Below are 17,600 nucleotides of genomic sequence, written 5' to 3'. Positions count from 1 at the left end.
GTAACCCGCTGACGCACAGGGAAAGAGTGCAGAAAGGGCGGGGCAGGGGCGTACCAGGCACTCCAGGCTGAATGCCTGGTAAGAAATGTATAAAGGTCGAAACTGAACTTTGTGGTCACACAGGTTAGCAAAACGGGAAAGTTTGATCGACAGTAGAATGTCCGGATGACGTACCTGGTAAGTTCTCAAAGTCACTTAGCCGCCGTGAGGGAGGATCGCATAGCCTTGATTAAATGAGGCGAGACGAACGGAAAATTTTTTCCGGACAGCCCATGCAAGTAAGCTGCTGGGTAAAAGAAAGTATTCCTCATCAGATCCAAGGACTTTTAGTCAGTTTCATTCAGCGCAGAATATTTCTTAGAAACGTTTTAATCTCTGCCTGAAATGCCGTTAACGGCACGAAAAAAATTGTGGTGGTGATTACTACCCAAAGAACACAATATATAGTTTGCACGGGAAGGTGAATTTTTCACCAGTCTGACATGCGAAAATGGTGAACTTGACATGAGCAAGTCAACGGAAAATACTGTTAAGGAAGGAAAATTACCGGAAACAATTAGCCGTCATGTTTTCCATACGCCGGACCTTACAGGACTAACTGAAATCAGGTCATTATTCAGAATAAACCATCATCATTTAACATATCTTTTACATACGAAAAAACATATCAAATGGAGTATGGTAACTAATCACCTTCATGTAAAGGCATTATGTATGTTGAGAAGCTGTAATGTACTCACAGCAATTACCACAACCATGAAGAAACTAAGACGATATCATTAAATTATTATCACGGCCCATTTTTCAAAAAAAAACACCATGTTATGATGAACGGGATATTAAATAATAAGGAATGCAGTCAGAATGAAGTTTTATGGCATTGAATATCTGCAGGCGCAGTCAAACCTGAACGATTTTTTTAAATATATTGTGATTTTCAGTGCATTGACTGTATTGATTGTTGTTTTTAGTCTGTATATGCGACATCGGCTACAGACAAAGTATCGGGACTTAACCATTATTACTTTCCTGTTTCTTCTGTTCATTTCAGGATTGCAGTACTCCGATTACACAAACAGCCAGAACAAACATTCGCAATCATCGCAAATGGTGAACTTTGTAAAAACTTTATCGAAAGACAAGAACGTAAGCATAAACTCTGTTTTTTCAAACTCAGTGCAGCTGTCAGATGGTATAATTATTAAAGTTCACAATAATTATTTTCGCGTAAGTTTAAGCGCCGATCAAAGTAGTTACTATTTAGTACAGGTCTGGTTAACCACTGCAAACGTAAACATTTTAGAGAGATAAGTAAGACAATGATATTATATATGCCTATTATTATAAAACTTGGACTTGGTATTATGTGCTTGATTGTCCAGATAAATCTTATGGGAAAAGGCAATCTTGCTCCATCGTCAGCCATGGACCAGGTTCAGAATTACGTGTTAGGCGGCATTATCGGTGGTGTAATTTATAATGAAACGATATCAGTCCTTCAGTTTGTACTGGTATTAATAATATGGACATTACTTGTATTTGTTCTCAAGTTTTCAAAAGAGAACAATAGGTTAGTAAAAAAAATAATTGATGGCAAGCCTATTACTCTGGTGCATAACGGGACGGTAAATGTCAGAGAATGTTTACGAAATGGAGTTTCTGCTAATGAGTTAATGTTTAAGTTAAGATCTAACGGGGTTTATGAAGTTGAACAACTCAAACGTGTAGTTCTCGAACAGAATGGGCAGTTGACTATTATCCAGAGCGGAGATGAAAACATCCGTTATCCTATTATAGTGGACGGTTTAGCAAACGACGACTTGCTTGAAATTATCAATAAGGACAGAGCATGGCTGGAAGAAAAAATCGCCGAGCAGGGTTTTAACAAAATCAGTGAGGTCTATTTAGGTGAATATCTTTCCGGAAGGATTAACTTATATGGCTATGCATGAATGCATCGGTATTAATTATACGTTGATATACTAAATGCAAAAGCTAAGAGCGCAGATGAAATAAAGTTTACGGATCTACAGCGGGTCGTTACCATCCCGGTTAACAAATGTATAACTTACTCATCTGCATAAACAGCCTGCGATAAATGTGCCAAAAAGCCCCCAGAATCAGCTATCTTACTATCTATCTAGCGTTCTTACCGAGCATTCAATTGCCCTGACCATTAGCTCCGTGCGGTCAACATTTTTGTAAGCCAGGACTGTTCTCAGGGCGTCCGCAATAACCATTTGTTTTGACTCAATGCCTGAATCATGAAGCGTAAAAACCATATCACCTACCACACGGCACATTTCATTGTAGAGTTCATTCGCGTTCATCACATCCACCTTTATATCATTCATAAAATGCCGCTAAAATAGTATTCTTATAAGCCATAACAAAAACGATTTAGCAACTGCAAAGAAATCATCCAGGCCATTTCAGCACCGCTATTTTTCTATTCGGAACCGCTTCCGGGAGAAAGTGGCTGTCCTTTTGCGCGTTTTAATTCTGTTTCTGGCGTGAGAAATTATAGTTTCCCATCTGGGGTCGGCTCTGCTGTTGTTATACAGCTCAAGTTCGTCAAGTAGTTGTGACCACTTTTTTGCCTGGTAAGCTTTATCAGGCCCCATGATGTCACGCATGGACTGAATGAGCTGGTCAACCTCCTTTTTCGCTACAGCACAGGTTTTGCCAGCCTGATGCTCTGCTGCTAGCTTCCTGATGCCGACTGCAAAAAAATGTATGCTGATTTCATTCACATATATCTCCTGTGTTAGGGTGTTTTTTCAGGTTATGCCACTCAACAATAAAACCGCATATGATAATTCCTAAGTAGCTATAGTTTCCTTACAGTTTCATTATATCGGCCCAGCTATATTAGTGCCAATTTTTAGTGAAAAAATGTTTAAAGCATAAGGTTTTTTGAATTAGATTTTCGTTTGCGAAAGAAAACTGCATCTTTTACATATCTATTCATGGCGAGTCAGGGCAAACAGAGCTAAGCGGGCTTGGTATTAACAGTCCGGCACTTAAAATTTATTTAACGCGCAAATGAACCTCTCGGGAATAATATATTCAAATGGTGGAATTATTCTGCGTAGAGATTTTTTATTTCTTTGACCTAATGCGTTAGTGTTAATATCATTCCTGGTCAGAACTAATAATCTGTTATCTGACTTTTTCAGACTAAAAATATGGCCGCTGGGCCCACTATGTGAATGGCATGACCGATCACTACCAGTTTTAAAACCGTTCCCGGGCGAAAACCTGGCGGTTACCTGCTGAAATTATATGACTGCTCGGCATGGATTGTAACAACCCATTAACTCTCGATAAACATGGTTTTTTCATTTACTAAAAGAATGTTATCAGTGCCATTTTTATATACAGAAAAGGCACAAATGATAACCAAAAGAAATAATCACATGTTACCCTTAATGCCTGAATCACATCAGGATAATGTAATGAACTTTAAGATTTCAAGCAAACTGATACATGAAGCCGAAACCCCTAAAGGTTTACTTTACAGGTCAATTATTGTTTATGTTTTCATTATGGTCGGCCTGCTTTTTTCCCTTTATCTGGTCTATGGGAATACCGGGCGTTTAAACTTTTATTTTTTTATTAATACCTGCACCGTCTCAATAATGACATGGGTTATCAGGAAATCATTTAATATTAAATCTGAGGAAGAACATCTGGCCGTTTTCAGAATCGGACTATTCCTGTTACTTAACTCATCACTTGCATCTATGGCCGGTGGGTTAGCGTTACTGGAAAGAGATGTGGCTTCATTGATTGCATCCGTTCTGTATATGCCCGCCATCCTTCTGATCGTTTTTTCTTTCAACAAATTTATTAAATATGTTAACTATAGCTATGAGTCTGTTGTAAGTATGTCCTTTACTGATGAATTAACAGGACTTCCTAACCGACGACACCTTAATTCTAAGCTCAGAGAGATGGAAGGCAGGGAAGGGATTATCTGCATTGCGGATATTGACCATTTTAAAAAAATAAACGACACGTATGGTCATGAAATGGGAGATAACGTTTTGAGAAAAACCGGCATAATTCTAGGTGGTTTCACGAGTGAGGAGGTCTTTATTTCACGTTCCGGAGGTGAAGAGTTTGTCATTGTGGTATTCGATACGTTGTCTGCTGAAGATACGATAAAAAAAATAAAAACCTCTCTTACGGATGTTTGTAACGGCAGTATACAGGTTACACTCAGTATTGGTGTTGCCTCCAAACGGTCAGCTGAGCCTCCTACTTCTGCCATCAAAGCTGCTGATGAAGCCCTTTACAGGGCTAAGAGAGCAGGCAGGAACTGCATAATTTATGCGCCAGAAAACAGAAACCTCTGATCGTTTTTTCACCGGTCATTATAAGGCGTTTACAGTTCTGATTATCTCATCATCTTCTACGATAAATTTGTCGGTTGTCTTCTGCTTTTGCGTGAAAACCAACGATGACCCTCCCGACTTCTTAACGCGCCCTGCTACTTAACGTAAACGTTACTGCTGGTAGCAAGGCGAACTTTATCAGCGCACTTAATTGTTTTGGCTGGTTTCACTGACATACTTTTAACAGATAAATACTGATTCAGAACTCTTTATGAGATGAAAATGCCTGGCAAATCGTTATTCACGCAACCTGTTCGTTAAATGCGTAACCCACGGGTTTGTGAGGCTGTGAAAGTAATTCGTTTGACAAAACGATTGGCAGAAGATTGTCAGACGTAATTGCGTCTCATTTGAGCCCGGAATAGTTTTGGTCACAGGCATTTTACTTCCGTGTGGTATAAAAGTACTTACTTTCCAGTCACCAGATGTGTGCATGCAAAGCAGATTTGTTTATTAATTCAACAGTGTCAGGTTAACTCATTTTTAAAAGCATTTCTGACAAGATATTGATTTTTAACCATTGTTCTAAAAAATGCCCGTAAGCTATAACGCGCTAATCGTTGATTTGTACCGTGGTGAGACGATACCACTCTTTGATAATCTTTTTTCTGCATTAAATCTACAAAAATCTCATAACAGCAGCGAGTTATAATGCAAAATTGAGTTAAGGGAGAAAAGGTACGCTAAAGTGGTAGTGCGAGGTCTGACCCAATCGCCCAGCGTGATGTATTTATTGCGCGCTGCTCTTCCCTTCGGCTGCGTCTCATGAAGGTAAGATCCGATGACACCTTTACCCGGGCCCTTAACGCCATGCTTCTGAAAAAACTCCGCCTCCGCACGCTTCTGATGTCACTTTCCATCGGGGGCGTCGTCCTTACCTCAGGCCTGCTTCTGGGTACGCTGCTATTTTTTCAGAAGGCCAATATTGAGGACAGCCTGCTGGAAGGCAATATTGCCTATGCGCGCAAGCTCGCGGACACTACCGACCGTTACCTCGCTACGGCGCAGCGTGAGCTGGCCTGGAGCGCCACGCAGATAAAGGGGCTGACCGACCCGGCACTGCTGCGGGATGAGACAGACCGTCTGCGGCTGCAGTCCGGTTTTTTTAATACGGTCGTGGTGGTGAACCGGGATGCGGTTATTGCTGCCACCTCGCCGGAAAGCCTGAGTTTGGTCGGCCTGAAACTGCACTCCGACGCGAGTCAGCAGGCTATTGCCACGCAGAAACCTTTCATTTCTTCACCGTTTACTTCGGCGTCGGGCAACTACGTGGTGTTTTTGTCACAGCCTCTTTTTGCGGCGGACGGCAGTTATCTTGGATACATAGGTGGCACCATTTACCTTAAAAAGCAGAGCATGCTGAGCGACATACTCAGCCAGCACTTTTATGCCAGAGGGGCGGCGGTGAGCATTGTCAGCAATGACGGCCTGATTGTCTTCAGCCATGATGCTTCCCGCGTAGGTGAGCAAATGGTGCTAAGCCCGGCGCTTCTTAAGCGGCTTGCCGCTACCGACAGTGGGCGATTCAGCACCGAAAGCGGCGGCCAGCAGTTCCTCACTGGCTACGCGAGCTTGCACTGCACCGACTGGAACATCTTTATCACCGGTACATCGGAAACGGTCCGGCACATCCTGCTGCACACGGTAGAAAATGCACTGTGGTTTTTGCTGGGAATCATTACCATTACGGCCGCCGCAATGGCCCTCCTGGCAGGACGCATCGCTTCTCCGCTGGAGAGGCTCGCCGACATGGTACGTAATGGAGGCAGCGACGTAGAGCCCGTACCGCTTACCTTGGTGCAGGCCTGGTATTATGAAGCAGACCGACTGAAAGAAGCCGTTCAGGAATACCGGCAGGGTGTAGCAGGGCGCATGGCCGCCCTCAGCGATGAGGCCATGACCGATCCGTTGACAGGGCTTTGTAACCGCCGCGGTTTTAATGTGCTGGCCGACCAGATAAATGACGTTCAGGATCAGTGCATGATTGCCATTGATATCGATTACTTCAAGAAAATCAATGACTGGTACGGGCATGACGCCGGAGACGCGGTGCTGGTAAGCCTCGCTGCCTTGCTGCGTCAGGCATGCCGTGCAGGGGACGTGGTCAGCCGGTTTGGCGGCGAGGAATTCATCCTGCTTTTACCGGCGACGGAACTGAACGATGCGGCGCGGACGGCGGAGCGGATCCGCGAGACCGTAAGCACCACTGTATTTCCGTTCGTGGGCACCATGACGGTGTCCACGGGCGTGGCGGCACTGAGGGACTGTGAGGGTAGCCGGGATGAGCTGCTGCGCCGCGCGGATGAGGCGCTTTACGAGGCTAAAGGAGCAGGACGCAACGTTGTCATTATCGCTGGCCCGGACGGTTTCAGCCGGTACGCCAGCCCTGAATTATCATAATGTGTCCTGAGCCACTTCGGATTGCCCCGCGTGAGGCCGGTCCTCTGCTGTCGCACGTACGTTGCGCCCGGTGCCATCCGGCTTCCGTTCGCGTCTTTTTACCCATCCGGAAGAGCATTATGCAGCAAAATACCGAAGAAGAAATCCCTCATATCCTCCGAGAGAGAAGTGAGCTGTTTGCACCTGAGGCCGAAATTATCAGCGCAGTGTTCGCGTGTCTCTGGTCAGACCGGGATCGCGTACTGCGTAAAGACATTATCCTCAGCCTGATAGCTGAGCTGGAAAGCACTTCAGACGTGGTGCGATAGGATGTGCCTCGCGGGGCTGGGAGATACTCCGGAGCTGAAAGATAATCGGACACCCCGATTGACTCTCCCCTGCAGGCATTACCGCACGGGGCGACCTGACGTCTCCTGACTGGAAAATATTAAGCAAAATGGTACTCTCAGAAGGCCGCTGGGTTCTCCTCCTTTGCGGCTCTTACCTCATGATGTCAATTAAGGCCTTTCTTGCGGTTGCCTGCGCCTGGCACTCCCCGTGCCAGGTTTTTTTACGGTAAGGCAGAGCCGGACCTGACAATGGGGCTGCTCTGACCTGAGCAGGCCGTGCGTTTTCAGCACTGCCCCCGCAGCTTCCATTCGAGCCATTCGTCGAGTTCTGTTTCCGGTAACGCCTTAGAATAGAAAAAGCCCTGAGCCTGGTCGCAGCCGTACTCGGTCAGCGCCGTAACGGTCCGTTCATCCTCTACACCTTCAGCAAGTACCGTGTAGTCGAGGTCTTTGAGCATAGCAATAATGCTGCGCGCAATTATGCGTGAGGCGGTATCAGACGATAATTCACTGATAAGCGAGCGGTCAAGCTTGATTACATCAAGCGGCATACGGCGAAGATAGCTGATGTTGCTGTAGCCGGTGCCGAAATCATCCAGCGAAATGCCAAAGCCCCTGAGCTTGAGCATCTCCAGTCCCCGCATTGCTGCAGGGCTTTCAAGAATGCGTTCCGTCTCAAGACACTCGATGCCCAGTAGCGAAGTTGGAAGCCTGGCCCTGATCATTTTCGTCTCAAGCGCATCGGCAAACCCCTCACGGGCAAAGTCGTGGCTGCTGACGTTGATGGTCACCGGGAGCTGGACGCAGTTGTTACGCAGCCGGGCAAGCCGTTTAATAACGCGATCTGTCACCCAGGTCGTCAGCTCGCTGAGCAGTTCGGTCTGTTCAGCCAGAGGCACAAAGTGTGCCGGGGAGAGTTCACCACGTTGCGGGTGCCGCCAGCGGATTAACGCTTCCAGTCCCACGGGACGGCCGCTTTGCAGACAGATTTTGGGCTGGTAAGCAAGCCAGAGCCCGTGATCCCCCCTCATAGCGGAGGCCAGCTCGTGCACCAAGGTAAAATCCTGCGTATGACGCGCGTCGGTGCCCTGACTGAAGCGCATTGAGGGAAGCCCGCGTCCGATGGCCTCATGCAGCGCGCTCACCGCGCGGCGTAGCGCCTCCTGAGCGGGAATTTCTCCAAGGGTGAAGGTGACTTCGCCGGTGTGCGTTGTGAGTGCAACGGCGATGCCTTCGCCAAGATCCGCGCTGATGCCCTCCAGCCTCCCCGCCACCCAGTCCGCGGTAAGGTGGCTATCATCCCGCGTCAGAAGCGCAAAGCGACCGGTGGCGACAGTGTAAAGCATTTCGCCCGAAGCCGGGCGCAGGCGCAGCGGCAGCAGCGTGGCAACGTCGTTAAGCAGACTCTCCACCGGACCCATGCCCATAGAGCGGGCAAGTTCGTAAGCACGCGGCATATCGATGCAGTCTATCAGTACCAGTCGTCGGGGGGTACTATCCCCCGACGCCGCCAGGAACTGCAGGTCGCGGATAAGGCGCTGGCGGTTGGGCAGGCCAGTGACCGGGTCAGCAAAGCCGGCCGAGTGCCAGGCCTCCAGAAACGCCATCACCAGCGCAGCCAGTAGCTTAAGCGTGGTGACCTGTTCGGCACTGAACGAATGAGGTTCGGTATCGGTGACGCACAGCGTACCCAGCACGATACCCTCCCGGTTTTTCAGCGGGGCGCCGGCGTAAAAGCGAATGTAGGGCGCACCCGTGATGAGGGGGTGCGTAACGAACCGGGCGTCCAGCCACGTATCAGGGACTACCACCGCGCAGTCGCTGTCCACCGCGTGCCTGCAGAGCGACTCTTCCCGTGAAGACTGGCGGAGCGCAAAGTTATGCGCGGCCTGCACGTGCTGTTGCTCATCGTCGAGCACGGAGATGAAGCTTCCCGGTATGCCCAGCGCCTGGCTGGCCAGCCGGACAAATTTTCGCAGCACGTCGTCGCGGCTTTCGTCGGTACTGCGCAGCGCTTTCAGCGCCTGCGCGCGGCGATCATGGTCGCCGGATAGGTTCATCAGCATGGGTTCCTCCGCCCCGGCCTGGTTCCGGAACGAAATTAAAAAGAGAAAATGTACAGTAGCGGACCGTAAAATGCGCGATTTCTGCGAAAGGATAAAACAATTGAAGCTTTATTATGTGGCTTATGATAGTCGTATAGTGGTCTGATGTCATTTTTATTTTCTTTAACGAAATCCTTACGCGACGACGATTCTTTAATTTAATCGAGCGAAAGTTTTATCTTTTTAATTAACATGTCAGACTATTTAGTCACAAAGCATCGCACGCAGATTAATTACGCGCGAATTCGAAAGAAGAAAATAATTATTATTAACTAATAACCGCCCCGGGGAAAACCTTATGCAGTTACTCAGACACTTTACCATCCGCCGCGTCGTACTATGGATGATGATCTTTTCACTGGCGATAGTGGCGCTCGCCGGCGGATACGGGACGGTGACCCTGCGGGATATGAACCGGCACGCGGACCGCGCTGACGCGCTGACGCAGCAGCTGACTTTTCTGACGCGCAGCGGCATCGTGATGCAGAGCGGCACGGCGGCTGAAAAAAATGCGCTGATGGCCGCCGTACCCGACGGTGCCGACTGGGGTCGCTTTCGCTTTGCGCTGACGGCCGGGCCGGCTGAGTATGGACCCGCCGCGGGTGAACGCCTTGCCGCGCTGACGCAGCAACTGGCGGCCGATGACGCGCCCGTCATGGCAGACCGCCACCGCCTCGAAATTATCCTCATCGCGGCGTTGCTGGCCGCCGGCGGCCTGCTGGTTTTCTGCGACCGCTACCTGGTAGCCCATCTCGTGCGTCCGGTGGCTACGATCCGCGCGCACCTTAAGACCATCGCGGACGGCGACCTCACGCGAGAGCCTGAAGACCTGGGCCCTAACTGCGTGGGTCAGCTGGTGCCGCTGGTAAAGGAGATGCAGCACAGCCTGCTCGATGCGGTGCAGGCCATCCGCGATAACGCAAGCGTTCTTCACCGTGAGGCAGGCGACATTGGGGCGGGTAATGCGGATTTGGCGGACCGCACCTCTACGCAGGCCGCGGCGCTCGAGCAGACTGCGGCCAGCATGGAAGAAATTACCGCCACCGTCAGCCATAACGCTGAAAACGCACGTGAAGCACGGGAGCTGGCCGTCAGGACAGCGGTTACTACTCAGGAAGGGGCGGAGCTGGTGCGCTCGGTTATGACGGCCATGGGCAGTATTGCCGAAGGCTCCGAAAAAATCCGTCAGTTCACGGCCACCATTAACGGTATTGCTTTCCAGACTAACATTCTGGCGCTGAACGCCGCCGTTGAGGCCGCCCGCGCCGGCGAGCAGGGGCGCGGTTTTGCGGTGGTGGCCGCAGAGGTGCGCTCGCTGGCGCAGAGCCGCGAACAGTGCTGGCACCACCATGGATGAGGTGCTCCACGGTGTCGGCGGGGTGAACGAGCTGATTGGGCAGATTGCGATGGCCTCTGAAGAGCAGAGTAAAGGCATCGCGCAGGTCACGCTGGCCGTAGCAGAGCTTGACCGCGTGACGCAGCAGAATGCAGCGCTGGTTCAGCAGGTTTCTGCGACGACTAATAGCCTCAGTGGGCAGACTGCGGCCCTCGGCGATGTAATTACCCGCTTCACGCTGCCGCAGGCTGCACAGGCCGAGGGAGTGGCGGCTGTAAACCCGGCGGCGCAGCCTCCCCGTAATATGCGTGCCGCACCCGCGAAACAGGGCGGCTGGGTTGCCTTCGGCCGTCATTAGCGGGATGCACGCGGAGGAGGGTTTTTCTCCAGCCATTCGCGAACGCGGTCAGCTTCCGGTCCAGCCTCCCGCACGGCACGGACAAGACGCTCCTGCGTGGTGCATAGCTCCTGCGTCCAGAATGTTATCTGCCACTGCTCGCGAATGTCCACGCGGCTGAGATCGCCAGGCACGCGACGCTGAATATAATCGCGGTGTTTCATCAGGTTATCCTTTATATTTTTCAGGGTAGGGCGATGATTAAATGTCGCCCCATAATCCCCACCATTCCCCCATAAATGAGCGGCCGGTATATACCGGAATAATCTTTGTGTTGCGGAATCACTTAAAAAGGAGATAAATCCTGGATGCGGTATTGCCCCCCTGTTTGCCTATTCCAAACATGATTTAGAAAGAGGGAGCCAGATTAATTTCGTTTAATTCTCTCACACTGCCATTTTCTGAACACCGTCGTCTTGACTGGGCAGGTTTACAGTTAAGATAATGTACTGATTAAAGGCGATACAAAGGCCACTTCGGCATTGGCCCTCACTGAGGGGGCAACAGGAGGTTATTTCTGGGAAATCAGCGATTACAGCAGTCCGTCAGCGTACAGTCCAACGTCCGTGAACTCCGGCTCGCCGCCGGCCTGTCCCAGGAACGCGCCGCTGAACGATTTGGCCTCAGCCTGCGCGTCTGGCAGACGAAGGAGGCGGCAAAGAATCCGGCCCCTCTCAGCCAGGCCGAATATGAGCTGCTGTTGCTGCTCGCCGGTCAGCATCCGTACTTTGCACTTATCCCGCAGAAAAAAAAATAAGAAGCGCCGTTTACGCCGGAGCTGAAGTTCAGGTGAGATATGCCGATACAGGGATTTAATGCCATGAGAGGAAGTGTTGTTTCACCGATCGGTCGGCCCGGGGCGCGCAATATTTCGGTTGCGTCCCTAACGCGGGGTGTAACATCCCTGCAGCAATGAATGCCGGCCAGGAATGCTCCGGAAAATCCACTTCATGGTCACTTCAATGGTCATGAGCTTATGTTTTTCAGACCGGCCTTTTCCAACGGGCAGATGCCGGGCTTCAGGGCTCTGAGCGTGCGGGCCCACGGATGGGCCTTTCTTCCGGCTGCGGGGCGGCAGCAAAGTTTGTGCGGCTCCGTCTGATTGAACGTGTCCCCTTTATGCTGTGTCATGCCGGCCACAGTAAACCAAACATGAGGGGACAGCCCCTGAAACGCCTGACTGATATCCGCGAGGCGGCCCGCCTCGACGCGCTGGCACAGTACCAGCATACAGGCGCCCTGCCAGCAGATGCGCTTGACCGACTTACCACGCTCGCCGCCCGCCTTTTTCGCGTGCCGGTAGCCTTTGTCTCGCTGATTGACGATCAGCGCCAGTTCTTCACGTCACGGTACGGGTTAAACATTTCCGGCACGGCCAGAGAGGTCGCTTTCTGCGATCATACGCTGGCGCAGGGTGATATTCTCTGCGTGCCCGATACCCTTATCGACCCGCGCTTTCGCGATAATCCTCTGGTGCTGGGCTATCCGCACATCCGCTTTTATGCGGGCGTCCCGCTTTCCACCCCGGACGGGCACCACATCGGCACTGTCTGCCTGACCGACACACAGCCACGCCCTCCGCTGACGGATGCAGACAGGCAACACCTGGCCGATATCGCCGCGCTGGTAATGGACCGTATGGAGGTGCACCGGCTTGAGCTGCTGCGACATGCCAGCCAGCAGCGACTGCAGGCAATATCGGCCACTTCACCGGACGCCATCATCTGTACCGACCTGCGCCGCGGCATCAACTTCTGGAACCCGGCCGCCAGCGCCCTCTTTGGATATGACGCGAATGAGATGTCAGGGCAGTACGTGGCCGGACTCATTCCTGAAAGATGTCAGACTGATTACCGTAATGAGCTTGAGCGGTTGAGCGCGGACGAGGCCGCCATTTCCCGTCCGCGCACGCTGCAGATTTGGGGGCTCAGGCGTGATGGACGTGAATTTCCCGCCGAAGTGTCATTTTCGGGCTGGCGGGAAAACGATGAGCGACTGGTCGGCATGATTATCCGCGACGTCACCGCCCGTCACGAAAGCGAGGCCCGGCTCTGCGAGCTTGCCTCTCTTGATATGCTTACCCGTCTTGCCAGTCGGAGTGCGTTTATGCAGCAGCTCGGCCAGCTGACTGAGGCTGGCGTACCATATACGCTGTTAATGACCGATCTCGACGGATTTAAGGAGGTGAACGATACACTCGGTCACGCCGCCGGCGATGCGTTACTGTGTCACGTCGCCGATCAGATACGCGCGGTGTGCGCCAGCGCGGTCACCGCTGCACGGCTAGGTGGGGATGAGTTTATTATTCTGCTGCCAGGTGGCAGTACCGAGGCATCCCTCACCGCTGAGCGCCTGATTGCTGCTGTACAAACGCCGTTCCGTTACCATGACTCCCCGGTTATTATCGGTGCCAGTACGGGCATCGCTTCCTATCCCGATCACGGGGAAGATCCGTCGGCAATGATGTCCGCCGCCGACCTTGCCCTCTACCGTGCCAAGGCATCAGGGAAAGGCTGCAGTGTGCTTTTCCTGCCGGCGTTTCGCGAAGCGGAGCAGCAGCGCCGGCGCTTTGAGCGAGAGCTGGAGGCCGCAGTCCGCCAGCAGCAGTTTGTTCTGCACTATCAGCCACGCTACGACGTGCAGAATGCACGCCTGATTGGCTGTGAAGCCTTTATACGCTGGCAGCACCCTGCACGCGGGCTGTTGCTGCCGGCCGAATTTATCAGCATGCTGGTGAAAAATCCCTTGTCCCTGACGCTCGGTGAGTGGATTATTCGCAGCGCACTGGCTCAGGTCAGGCAGTGGCACGTGCGCTGCCCCGGGCTCCGGGTCAGCATCAATCTCTTCCCCCGCCAGCTGGCAGGGCCAGGGCTTGAAAGCGTGCTCCGGGAATGTGCTGGTTGCGAAGCGGGTTTTGTAGATCTGGAGGTTGATGAACCTCTGCTGACTGTTCTGATCCAGGACGCGCCGGCGCGGTTTGAAGCCGTTAGAAAAACGGGTGCGTCATTCGTCATTGACCATTACGGAAAAACGCTTGGCGCGATCAACCTTCTTCGGCACGGCTTTGTAAGCGGTTTTAAAATCGATAAGTCGCTGACACACGAAATCGAAACGAGTATAAATGTGCGCATGATGTTCAGGGCAATTGCAGCGCTGGGTAAAAGCCTGGGTATTAGCGTGGCGGCGGAAGGCGTGGAGGATATGAAGCAGCAAGCGTTTATTACTGCGGCCCAGTGCGACATCATGCAGGGAAATGGATTATGCCCGCCGTTAAGCGCGGCCGAATTTGAATCACTGCTAGCGGCGGATGCTAACAGCCTGCCCCAATTGATCCCTTAAGTCACCTGGCAGCGAACACTATCAGGATAAAAATGCAGGGGCTGAGGATGTGACCCTTCCCCTGTCTGTATCACTCATGAACTATTGCCTGGCGGTTGCTGGACTTATTCTTAAGTAAAACAACCGATAAATGCTGGAGCGTTAATCGACTCTTTAGGGTCGATTCTGACTGTTATTCTTTCTTTAAAAAGTGACTGATTAATAACTGTCAGAATAAGAGGAACGAAAGTTTCCGCAAGCAATAATTACGATAGATAAACAACGGGATATCTTCTGTATTCATATATCCACGCTATTTTTAGCGTAAAATAAAATATAAAAACCGCTTAAGAATATTTTCCAATATGGAATTAAAAAAAGTATCGGTGGCAGGAAGCGCCTTAATGAATTACTGACACAGCTTCCCAGGTTACCCGATGAACTACCGACCTTTTTAAAGATTCTTTTTCATTATGCACAAAATCATGAGATAAGTCGCTCTGGTGACGCTTTTGCATATCGCAATCCCCATGCATGGCCAGTAACACTGCTGTATCGAACTAAACTTTTAGCGCGTGACCCATTGGTGGTTTTGCACATATGTGTTCCGTCATTAGACAGACTGGAAAACGCGGAAGTCCAGATAGGTCGTGTGCTGGAGAGCACTGGCGTCAGCGAATGGCTGCCCATGAATGGTTCGCTCTGCGCTTGTTGGGTTATGCGGTCTTAACCTTCGCCTGCTTCAGGCTCACGCGTCACTGATCTCGCACAAGCCGATATGGATGCTGATTACCGGCTTTAGTAAGCGCATCAGAAAAAAACCACGCTATTGCGAAAGTATACATTACAAAATAAAAGGGTAACGATTGGCATTCCGCGTCTCACACACATGGGCGGGATGCGCACGGGGGCGGAATTAAGCCATCAGAAAATATGGCCCCTATTTTGCTACGGTAATGCCGGGGTAATAATCCTCAATGCAGTTCCCGCGGATTATATGTGTCCGAGAGTGCAAAGCATATCTTGTGAGTACTGCGTGAGGTGCTTAAAGTGGATATTCTGGCAAACGAGCTCAGAACCGGGTTTGCGAGTTCGATCTCGAATGTGAGTTCATCTGGAAGCATTCGTCTTTTGCGGCGGTCCGTTCGGCGGTACTCTGGCGCAGAGTAAGGGGGGCGGAGCCTGCCCGTGCGGTGCAGAAGATATAACTTAGCCCTTCACGAACCGCGACTTATGGGCGTGACGAGCGAGGTAAAGGAGAACGCTGTGCAGAACTTAGTGGCTCGGTCAGCGTCGCAGTCAGACTAGCTGAAGGAGATAAGATGATGAGAAAAGGCGCCACGCCTTATCGTGAATCCTTAATTCGCCTGGTGGCGCTGCGGCTGCGCTACCGGCGCGCATGCCGTAATCCATCGGCTGGCGTAACAGATCTTGCCGCGCTATTGTCGGAGGTGGAGGATGCGGAACGCGATGTTGAACGCTATGAACAGAAATACGCGCCCGGATGAATCCGCCGCCGCCGATGTGCGGGTAAGGTTTTTCCTATTGCTTAGAATAACTTAAGGCGCCGGGCTGTAAGCATCTGAGCGCCAAATGAACGCGATCCTGCGGGGCCTGAACGGGCTATTGCTTGACAGTTAAGCGCGGATCGGTCGCCATAAATAGTGCACCTGTATACATAGGCAATTTATTGCTTAAGTGAGCAGCATTTGGGCCTGTACAGGCCCTTTTTTTGGAGCCCTTTAAAGTGCACAAGTCAGGATGCTTGCAAAAGGCTGTCACGCATTCTGCCGGAGGTGGGACATACGTGTGAAGCAGGGAATGAGCACAACAGTGTTGAAGTGTGGCTTATATAACAAAATTACAGACGGGAGCAGGATTTTTCAGGGTTGTAGATCAAATTGAGCGTGAAGATGATGGGTGCAACATTGTAGTTGACAATAGTCACTTTTGTGGCGGTAACGGTCCCTGATATTTGCCCCTGTAAGGCTTCATAAAGCAATTGCTTCTTCGCCTGCCGTGTATCTTAACGAGAGCAATCGTCCGATGGGCTATAGCTTCACCTTGCCCTGAGGCGATAGATTGCCGGTACCCCGAAAGCCACTCGGCTTGGCGTCGTTTTTTTTCTAAGAATGCCCTTAATGTTTTCATCACCGCGCGCGCCGTGATGATGATCGTGAGCCATGTCGTAATTCTATTCGGCGGTATTACCCTGCGGTTACGCTCACGGCATAGTCCGCATCCACGCATCATTATGTGAAGAACCACGCATTTTTCCATTTTGCGCGGCGGTGTTCAGGGGACCTTGGTTCATATTAAGAATGGACCGAAATTGAATACTTTGCCCTTAGTCTGATTGAAGTCGTTGTGCGCTCGCTCGACTATGAAGTAAATGTGAGCAGGGAGGAAGTGATGAAACTGGCCCCGAAACATTTTCGGCTGCTGTCTATTTTAAAGGAAAGAGGCTCCGTCCCGGCATGGGTCAAGCCCATCGTACGCGAGGAACTTGTATCATCTGGGCTCGCTGAATACTTTCACTCTGAAGACTGGCTCAGGGAGAAAAATCGTTACCGCCTGACTGAGCAGGGCCATTCTTTAATTGAGGGGTATGATGAAAATGTGCGACAGGATAAATTGAGAGCGTCCTGTCAGGCCACGTTACGTAGGCCTCGGAAGAAGAAACTCATTGGGACTTGACCATGACCGATAGCATACTAAAATGTGCAGAATTCTAATGATTATAATCTTAAAAAACTCCTCATTGCTCCGCCGCGCCAGTCTGCGCGGCTTTTTTTTAGCTTACAAAAATAATTTTAATGAATGCTTTTTTTCTATTCAGTTAAAGTAAGCAGGCTGTTTGAAAGTTAAATGGGTTTATTTTATGGTTTAATTGACGAACCTGACAGTACTACCTCTGGTCACTATTCAAAATACCCAGGGAGTTAATCCTATCACGTGGTTATAATGCCCCCCTGAAGACCATATACCCTCCGTCATTATCGAAAAATAACGTTTTAAAATAATCTAAAAAACAATGGTGTATTTAGCACAGAATGTGCCGGAGTCAGCATGAACCGAAATGCCATTGGCCTGAAAGGAAAGCGTCATAGCGCAAGGCCGCCACAAGTTGTTCACGGGAACAATGATACCCGCGGGGGAACCATAAATATACGCAGCAGCAAACGCAATGTCGGTTTATGGCCAGGGAAGACTCATTAATTTTTTGGCCAGTTCTTTATCAACATAAACGCAGCCGGGATAAATTTTGTAATACCTGCAAGGCTCCCGCTTTTATTATAAAAGTTTGACTTCAAA

Annotated in this window: 13 protein-coding genes and 1 pseudogene; 10 read left to right on the top strand and 4 right to left on the bottom strand. The window is 50.5% G+C overall.

Annotated elements, in window-relative coordinates:
* The first annotated feature begins 864 nt into the window (after window positions 1–864).
* A complete protein-coding gene (locus AAGR08_RS23665) occupies window positions 865–1,311 on the top strand; it encodes a DUF3290 domain-containing protein (protein ID WP_049852734.1) in 447 nt (148 codons plus the stop codon).
* An 8-nt stretch (window positions 1,312–1,319) separates the two neighbouring features.
* A complete protein-coding gene (locus tag AAGR08_RS23660) occupies window positions 1,320–1,952 on the top strand; it encodes a DUF421 domain-containing protein (RefSeq protein WP_345830933.1) in 633 nt (210 codons plus the stop codon).
* Between the two features lie 180 nt (window positions 1,953–2,132).
* Here the strand turns inward: AAGR08_RS23660 and AAGR08_RS23655 are convergent, their stop codons facing one another.
* Both AAGR08_RS23655 and AAGR08_RS23650 read right to left on the bottom strand, forming a co-directional pair.
* A complete protein-coding gene (locus AAGR08_RS23655) occupies window positions 2,133–2,330 on the bottom strand; it encodes a DUF2767 family protein (protein WP_049852732.1) in 198 nt (65 codons plus the stop codon).
* A 111-nt stretch (window positions 2,331–2,441) separates the two neighbouring features.
* Window positions 2,442–2,753 carry a hypothetical protein gene (locus tag AAGR08_RS23650; protein ID WP_049852731.1) on the bottom strand — a complete coding sequence of 104 codons (312 nt, stop codon included), beginning with the start codon at window positions 2,751–2,753 and terminating at the stop codon, window positions 2,442–2,444.
* 705 nt (window positions 2,754–3,458) lie between these two features.
* On the opposite strand from AAGR08_RS23650, the gene AAGR08_RS23645 reads away from it, so the two are divergent.
* The 3 genes from AAGR08_RS23645 to AAGR08_RS23635 all read left to right on the top strand — a co-directional run bounded on the left by AAGR08_RS23645 (window position 3,459) and on the right by AAGR08_RS23635 (window position 7,108).
* Entirely contained in the window at window positions 3,459–4,361 is a 903-nt protein-coding gene (locus tag AAGR08_RS23645; RefSeq protein ID WP_345830930.1) for a GGDEF domain-containing protein, read from the top strand.
* Window positions 4,362–5,210: 849 nt separating this feature from the next.
* Window positions 5,211–6,800, top strand: a complete 1,590-nt coding sequence (locus AAGR08_RS23640; protein ID WP_345831055.1) for a sensor domain-containing diguanylate cyclase — start codon at window positions 5,211–5,213, stop codon at window positions 6,798–6,800.
* 119 nt (window positions 6,801–6,919) lie between these two features.
* Window positions 6,920–7,108, top strand: a complete 189-nt coding sequence (locus tag AAGR08_RS23635; protein ID WP_312463956.1) for a biofilm development regulator YmgB/AriR family protein — start codon at window positions 6,920–6,922, stop codon at window positions 7,106–7,108.
* 305 nt (window positions 7,109–7,413) lie between these two features.
* Here AAGR08_RS23635 and AAGR08_RS23630 read toward each other — a convergent pair whose 3' ends face one another.
* The gene (locus AAGR08_RS23630; RefSeq protein WP_336779062.1) at window positions 7,414–9,195 is read right to left on the bottom strand and encodes a sensor domain-containing phosphodiesterase; all 1,782 of its coding nucleotides are present in this window, start codon (window positions 9,193–9,195) and stop codon (window positions 7,414–7,416) included.
* A gap of 337 nt (window positions 9,196–9,532) precedes the next feature.
* On the opposite strand from AAGR08_RS23630, the pseudogene AAGR08_RS23625 reads away from it, so the two are divergent.
* Window positions 9,533–10,928: pseudogene (locus tag AAGR08_RS23625) on the top strand (methyl-accepting chemotaxis protein).
* On the opposite strand, the gene AAGR08_RS23620 reads toward AAGR08_RS23625, so the two are convergent.
* Window positions 10,925–11,131 carry a DUF3606 domain-containing protein gene (locus tag AAGR08_RS23620; RefSeq protein WP_049852727.1) on the bottom strand — a complete coding sequence of 69 codons (207 nt, stop codon included), beginning with the start codon at window positions 11,129–11,131 and terminating at the stop codon, window positions 10,925–10,927. The pseudogene AAGR08_RS23625 and the gene AAGR08_RS23620 overlap by 4 nt on opposite strands.
* Window positions 11,132–11,484: 353 nt before the next feature.
* Here AAGR08_RS23620 and AAGR08_RS23615 point away from each other — a divergent pair, with 353 nt between their 5' ends.
* The 4 genes from AAGR08_RS23615 to AAGR08_RS23600 all read left to right on the top strand — a co-directional run bounded on the left by AAGR08_RS23615 (window position 11,485) and on the right by AAGR08_RS23600 (window position 16,982).
* The gene (locus tag AAGR08_RS23615) at window positions 11,485–11,724 is read left to right on the top strand and encodes an antitoxin Xre-like helix-turn-helix domain-containing protein (protein ID WP_049852809.1); all 240 of its coding nucleotides are present in this window, start codon (window positions 11,485–11,487) and stop codon (window positions 11,722–11,724) included.
* A gap of 395 nt (window positions 11,725–12,119) precedes the next feature.
* Entirely contained in the window at window positions 12,120–14,306 is a 2,187-nt protein-coding gene (locus AAGR08_RS23610; protein ID WP_345831052.1) for an EAL domain-containing protein, read from the top strand.
* A gap of 1,301 nt (window positions 14,307–15,607) precedes the next feature.
* Window positions 15,608–15,793: a hypothetical protein gene (locus AAGR08_RS23605; RefSeq protein ID WP_049852726.1), complete on the top strand. Its 186-nt coding sequence runs from the start codon at window positions 15,608–15,610 to the stop codon at window positions 15,791–15,793.
* Window positions 15,794–16,697: 904 nt separating this feature from the next.
* The gene (locus AAGR08_RS23600; RefSeq protein ID WP_345830926.1) at window positions 16,698–16,982 is read left to right on the top strand and encodes a hypothetical protein; all 285 of its coding nucleotides are present in this window, start codon (window positions 16,698–16,700) and stop codon (window positions 16,980–16,982) included.
* Window positions 16,983–17,600 lie beyond the last annotated feature (618 nt).

The sequence above is a fragment of the Pantoea sp. BRR-3P genome, assembly GCF_039621635.1.
Classification (GTDB): domain Bacteria; phylum Pseudomonadota; class Gammaproteobacteria; order Enterobacterales; family Enterobacteriaceae; genus Pantoea; species Pantoea floridensis.
Note: the sequence above shows the minus strand (reverse complement) of the source record. Positions and strands in the feature narration are given on the sequence as shown.

Coding starts and splice junctions, on each gene's coding strand:
- AAGR08_RS23610 (WP_345831052.1), top strand. CDS start 12,120: ATGAGGGGACAGCCCCTGAAACGCCTGACTGATATCCGCGAGGCGGCC.
- AAGR08_RS23600 (WP_345830926.1), top strand. CDS start 16,698: ATGAAACTGGCCCCGAAACATTTTCGGCTGCTGTCTATTTTAAAGGAA.
- AAGR08_RS23605 (WP_049852726.1), top strand. CDS start 15,608: ATGATGAGAAAAGGCGCCACGCCTTATCGTGAATCCTTAATTCGCCTG.
- AAGR08_RS23640 (WP_345831055.1), top strand. CDS start 5,211: ATGCTTCTGAAAAAACTCCGCCTCCGCACGCTTCTGATGTCACTTTCC.
- AAGR08_RS23630 (WP_336779062.1), bottom strand. CDS start 9,195: ATGCTGATGAACCTATCCGGCGACCATGATCGCCGCGCGCAGGCGCTG.
- AAGR08_RS23620 (WP_049852727.1), bottom strand. CDS start 11,131: ATGAAACACCGCGATTATATTCAGCGTCGCGTGCCTGGCGATCTCAGC.
- AAGR08_RS23635 (WP_312463956.1), top strand. CDS start 6,920: ATGCAGCAAAATACCGAAGAAGAAATCCCTCATATCCTCCGAGAGAGA.
- AAGR08_RS23665 (WP_049852734.1), top strand. CDS start 865: ATGAAGTTTTATGGCATTGAATATCTGCAGGCGCAGTCAAACCTGAAC.
- AAGR08_RS23645 (WP_345830930.1), top strand. CDS start 3,459: ATGAACTTTAAGATTTCAAGCAAACTGATACATGAAGCCGAAACCCCT.
- AAGR08_RS23660 (WP_345830933.1), top strand. CDS start 1,320: ATGATATTATATATGCCTATTATTATAAAACTTGGACTTGGTATTATG.
- AAGR08_RS23655 (WP_049852732.1), bottom strand. CDS start 2,330: ATGAACGCGAATGAACTCTACAATGAAATGTGCCGTGTGGTAGGTGAT.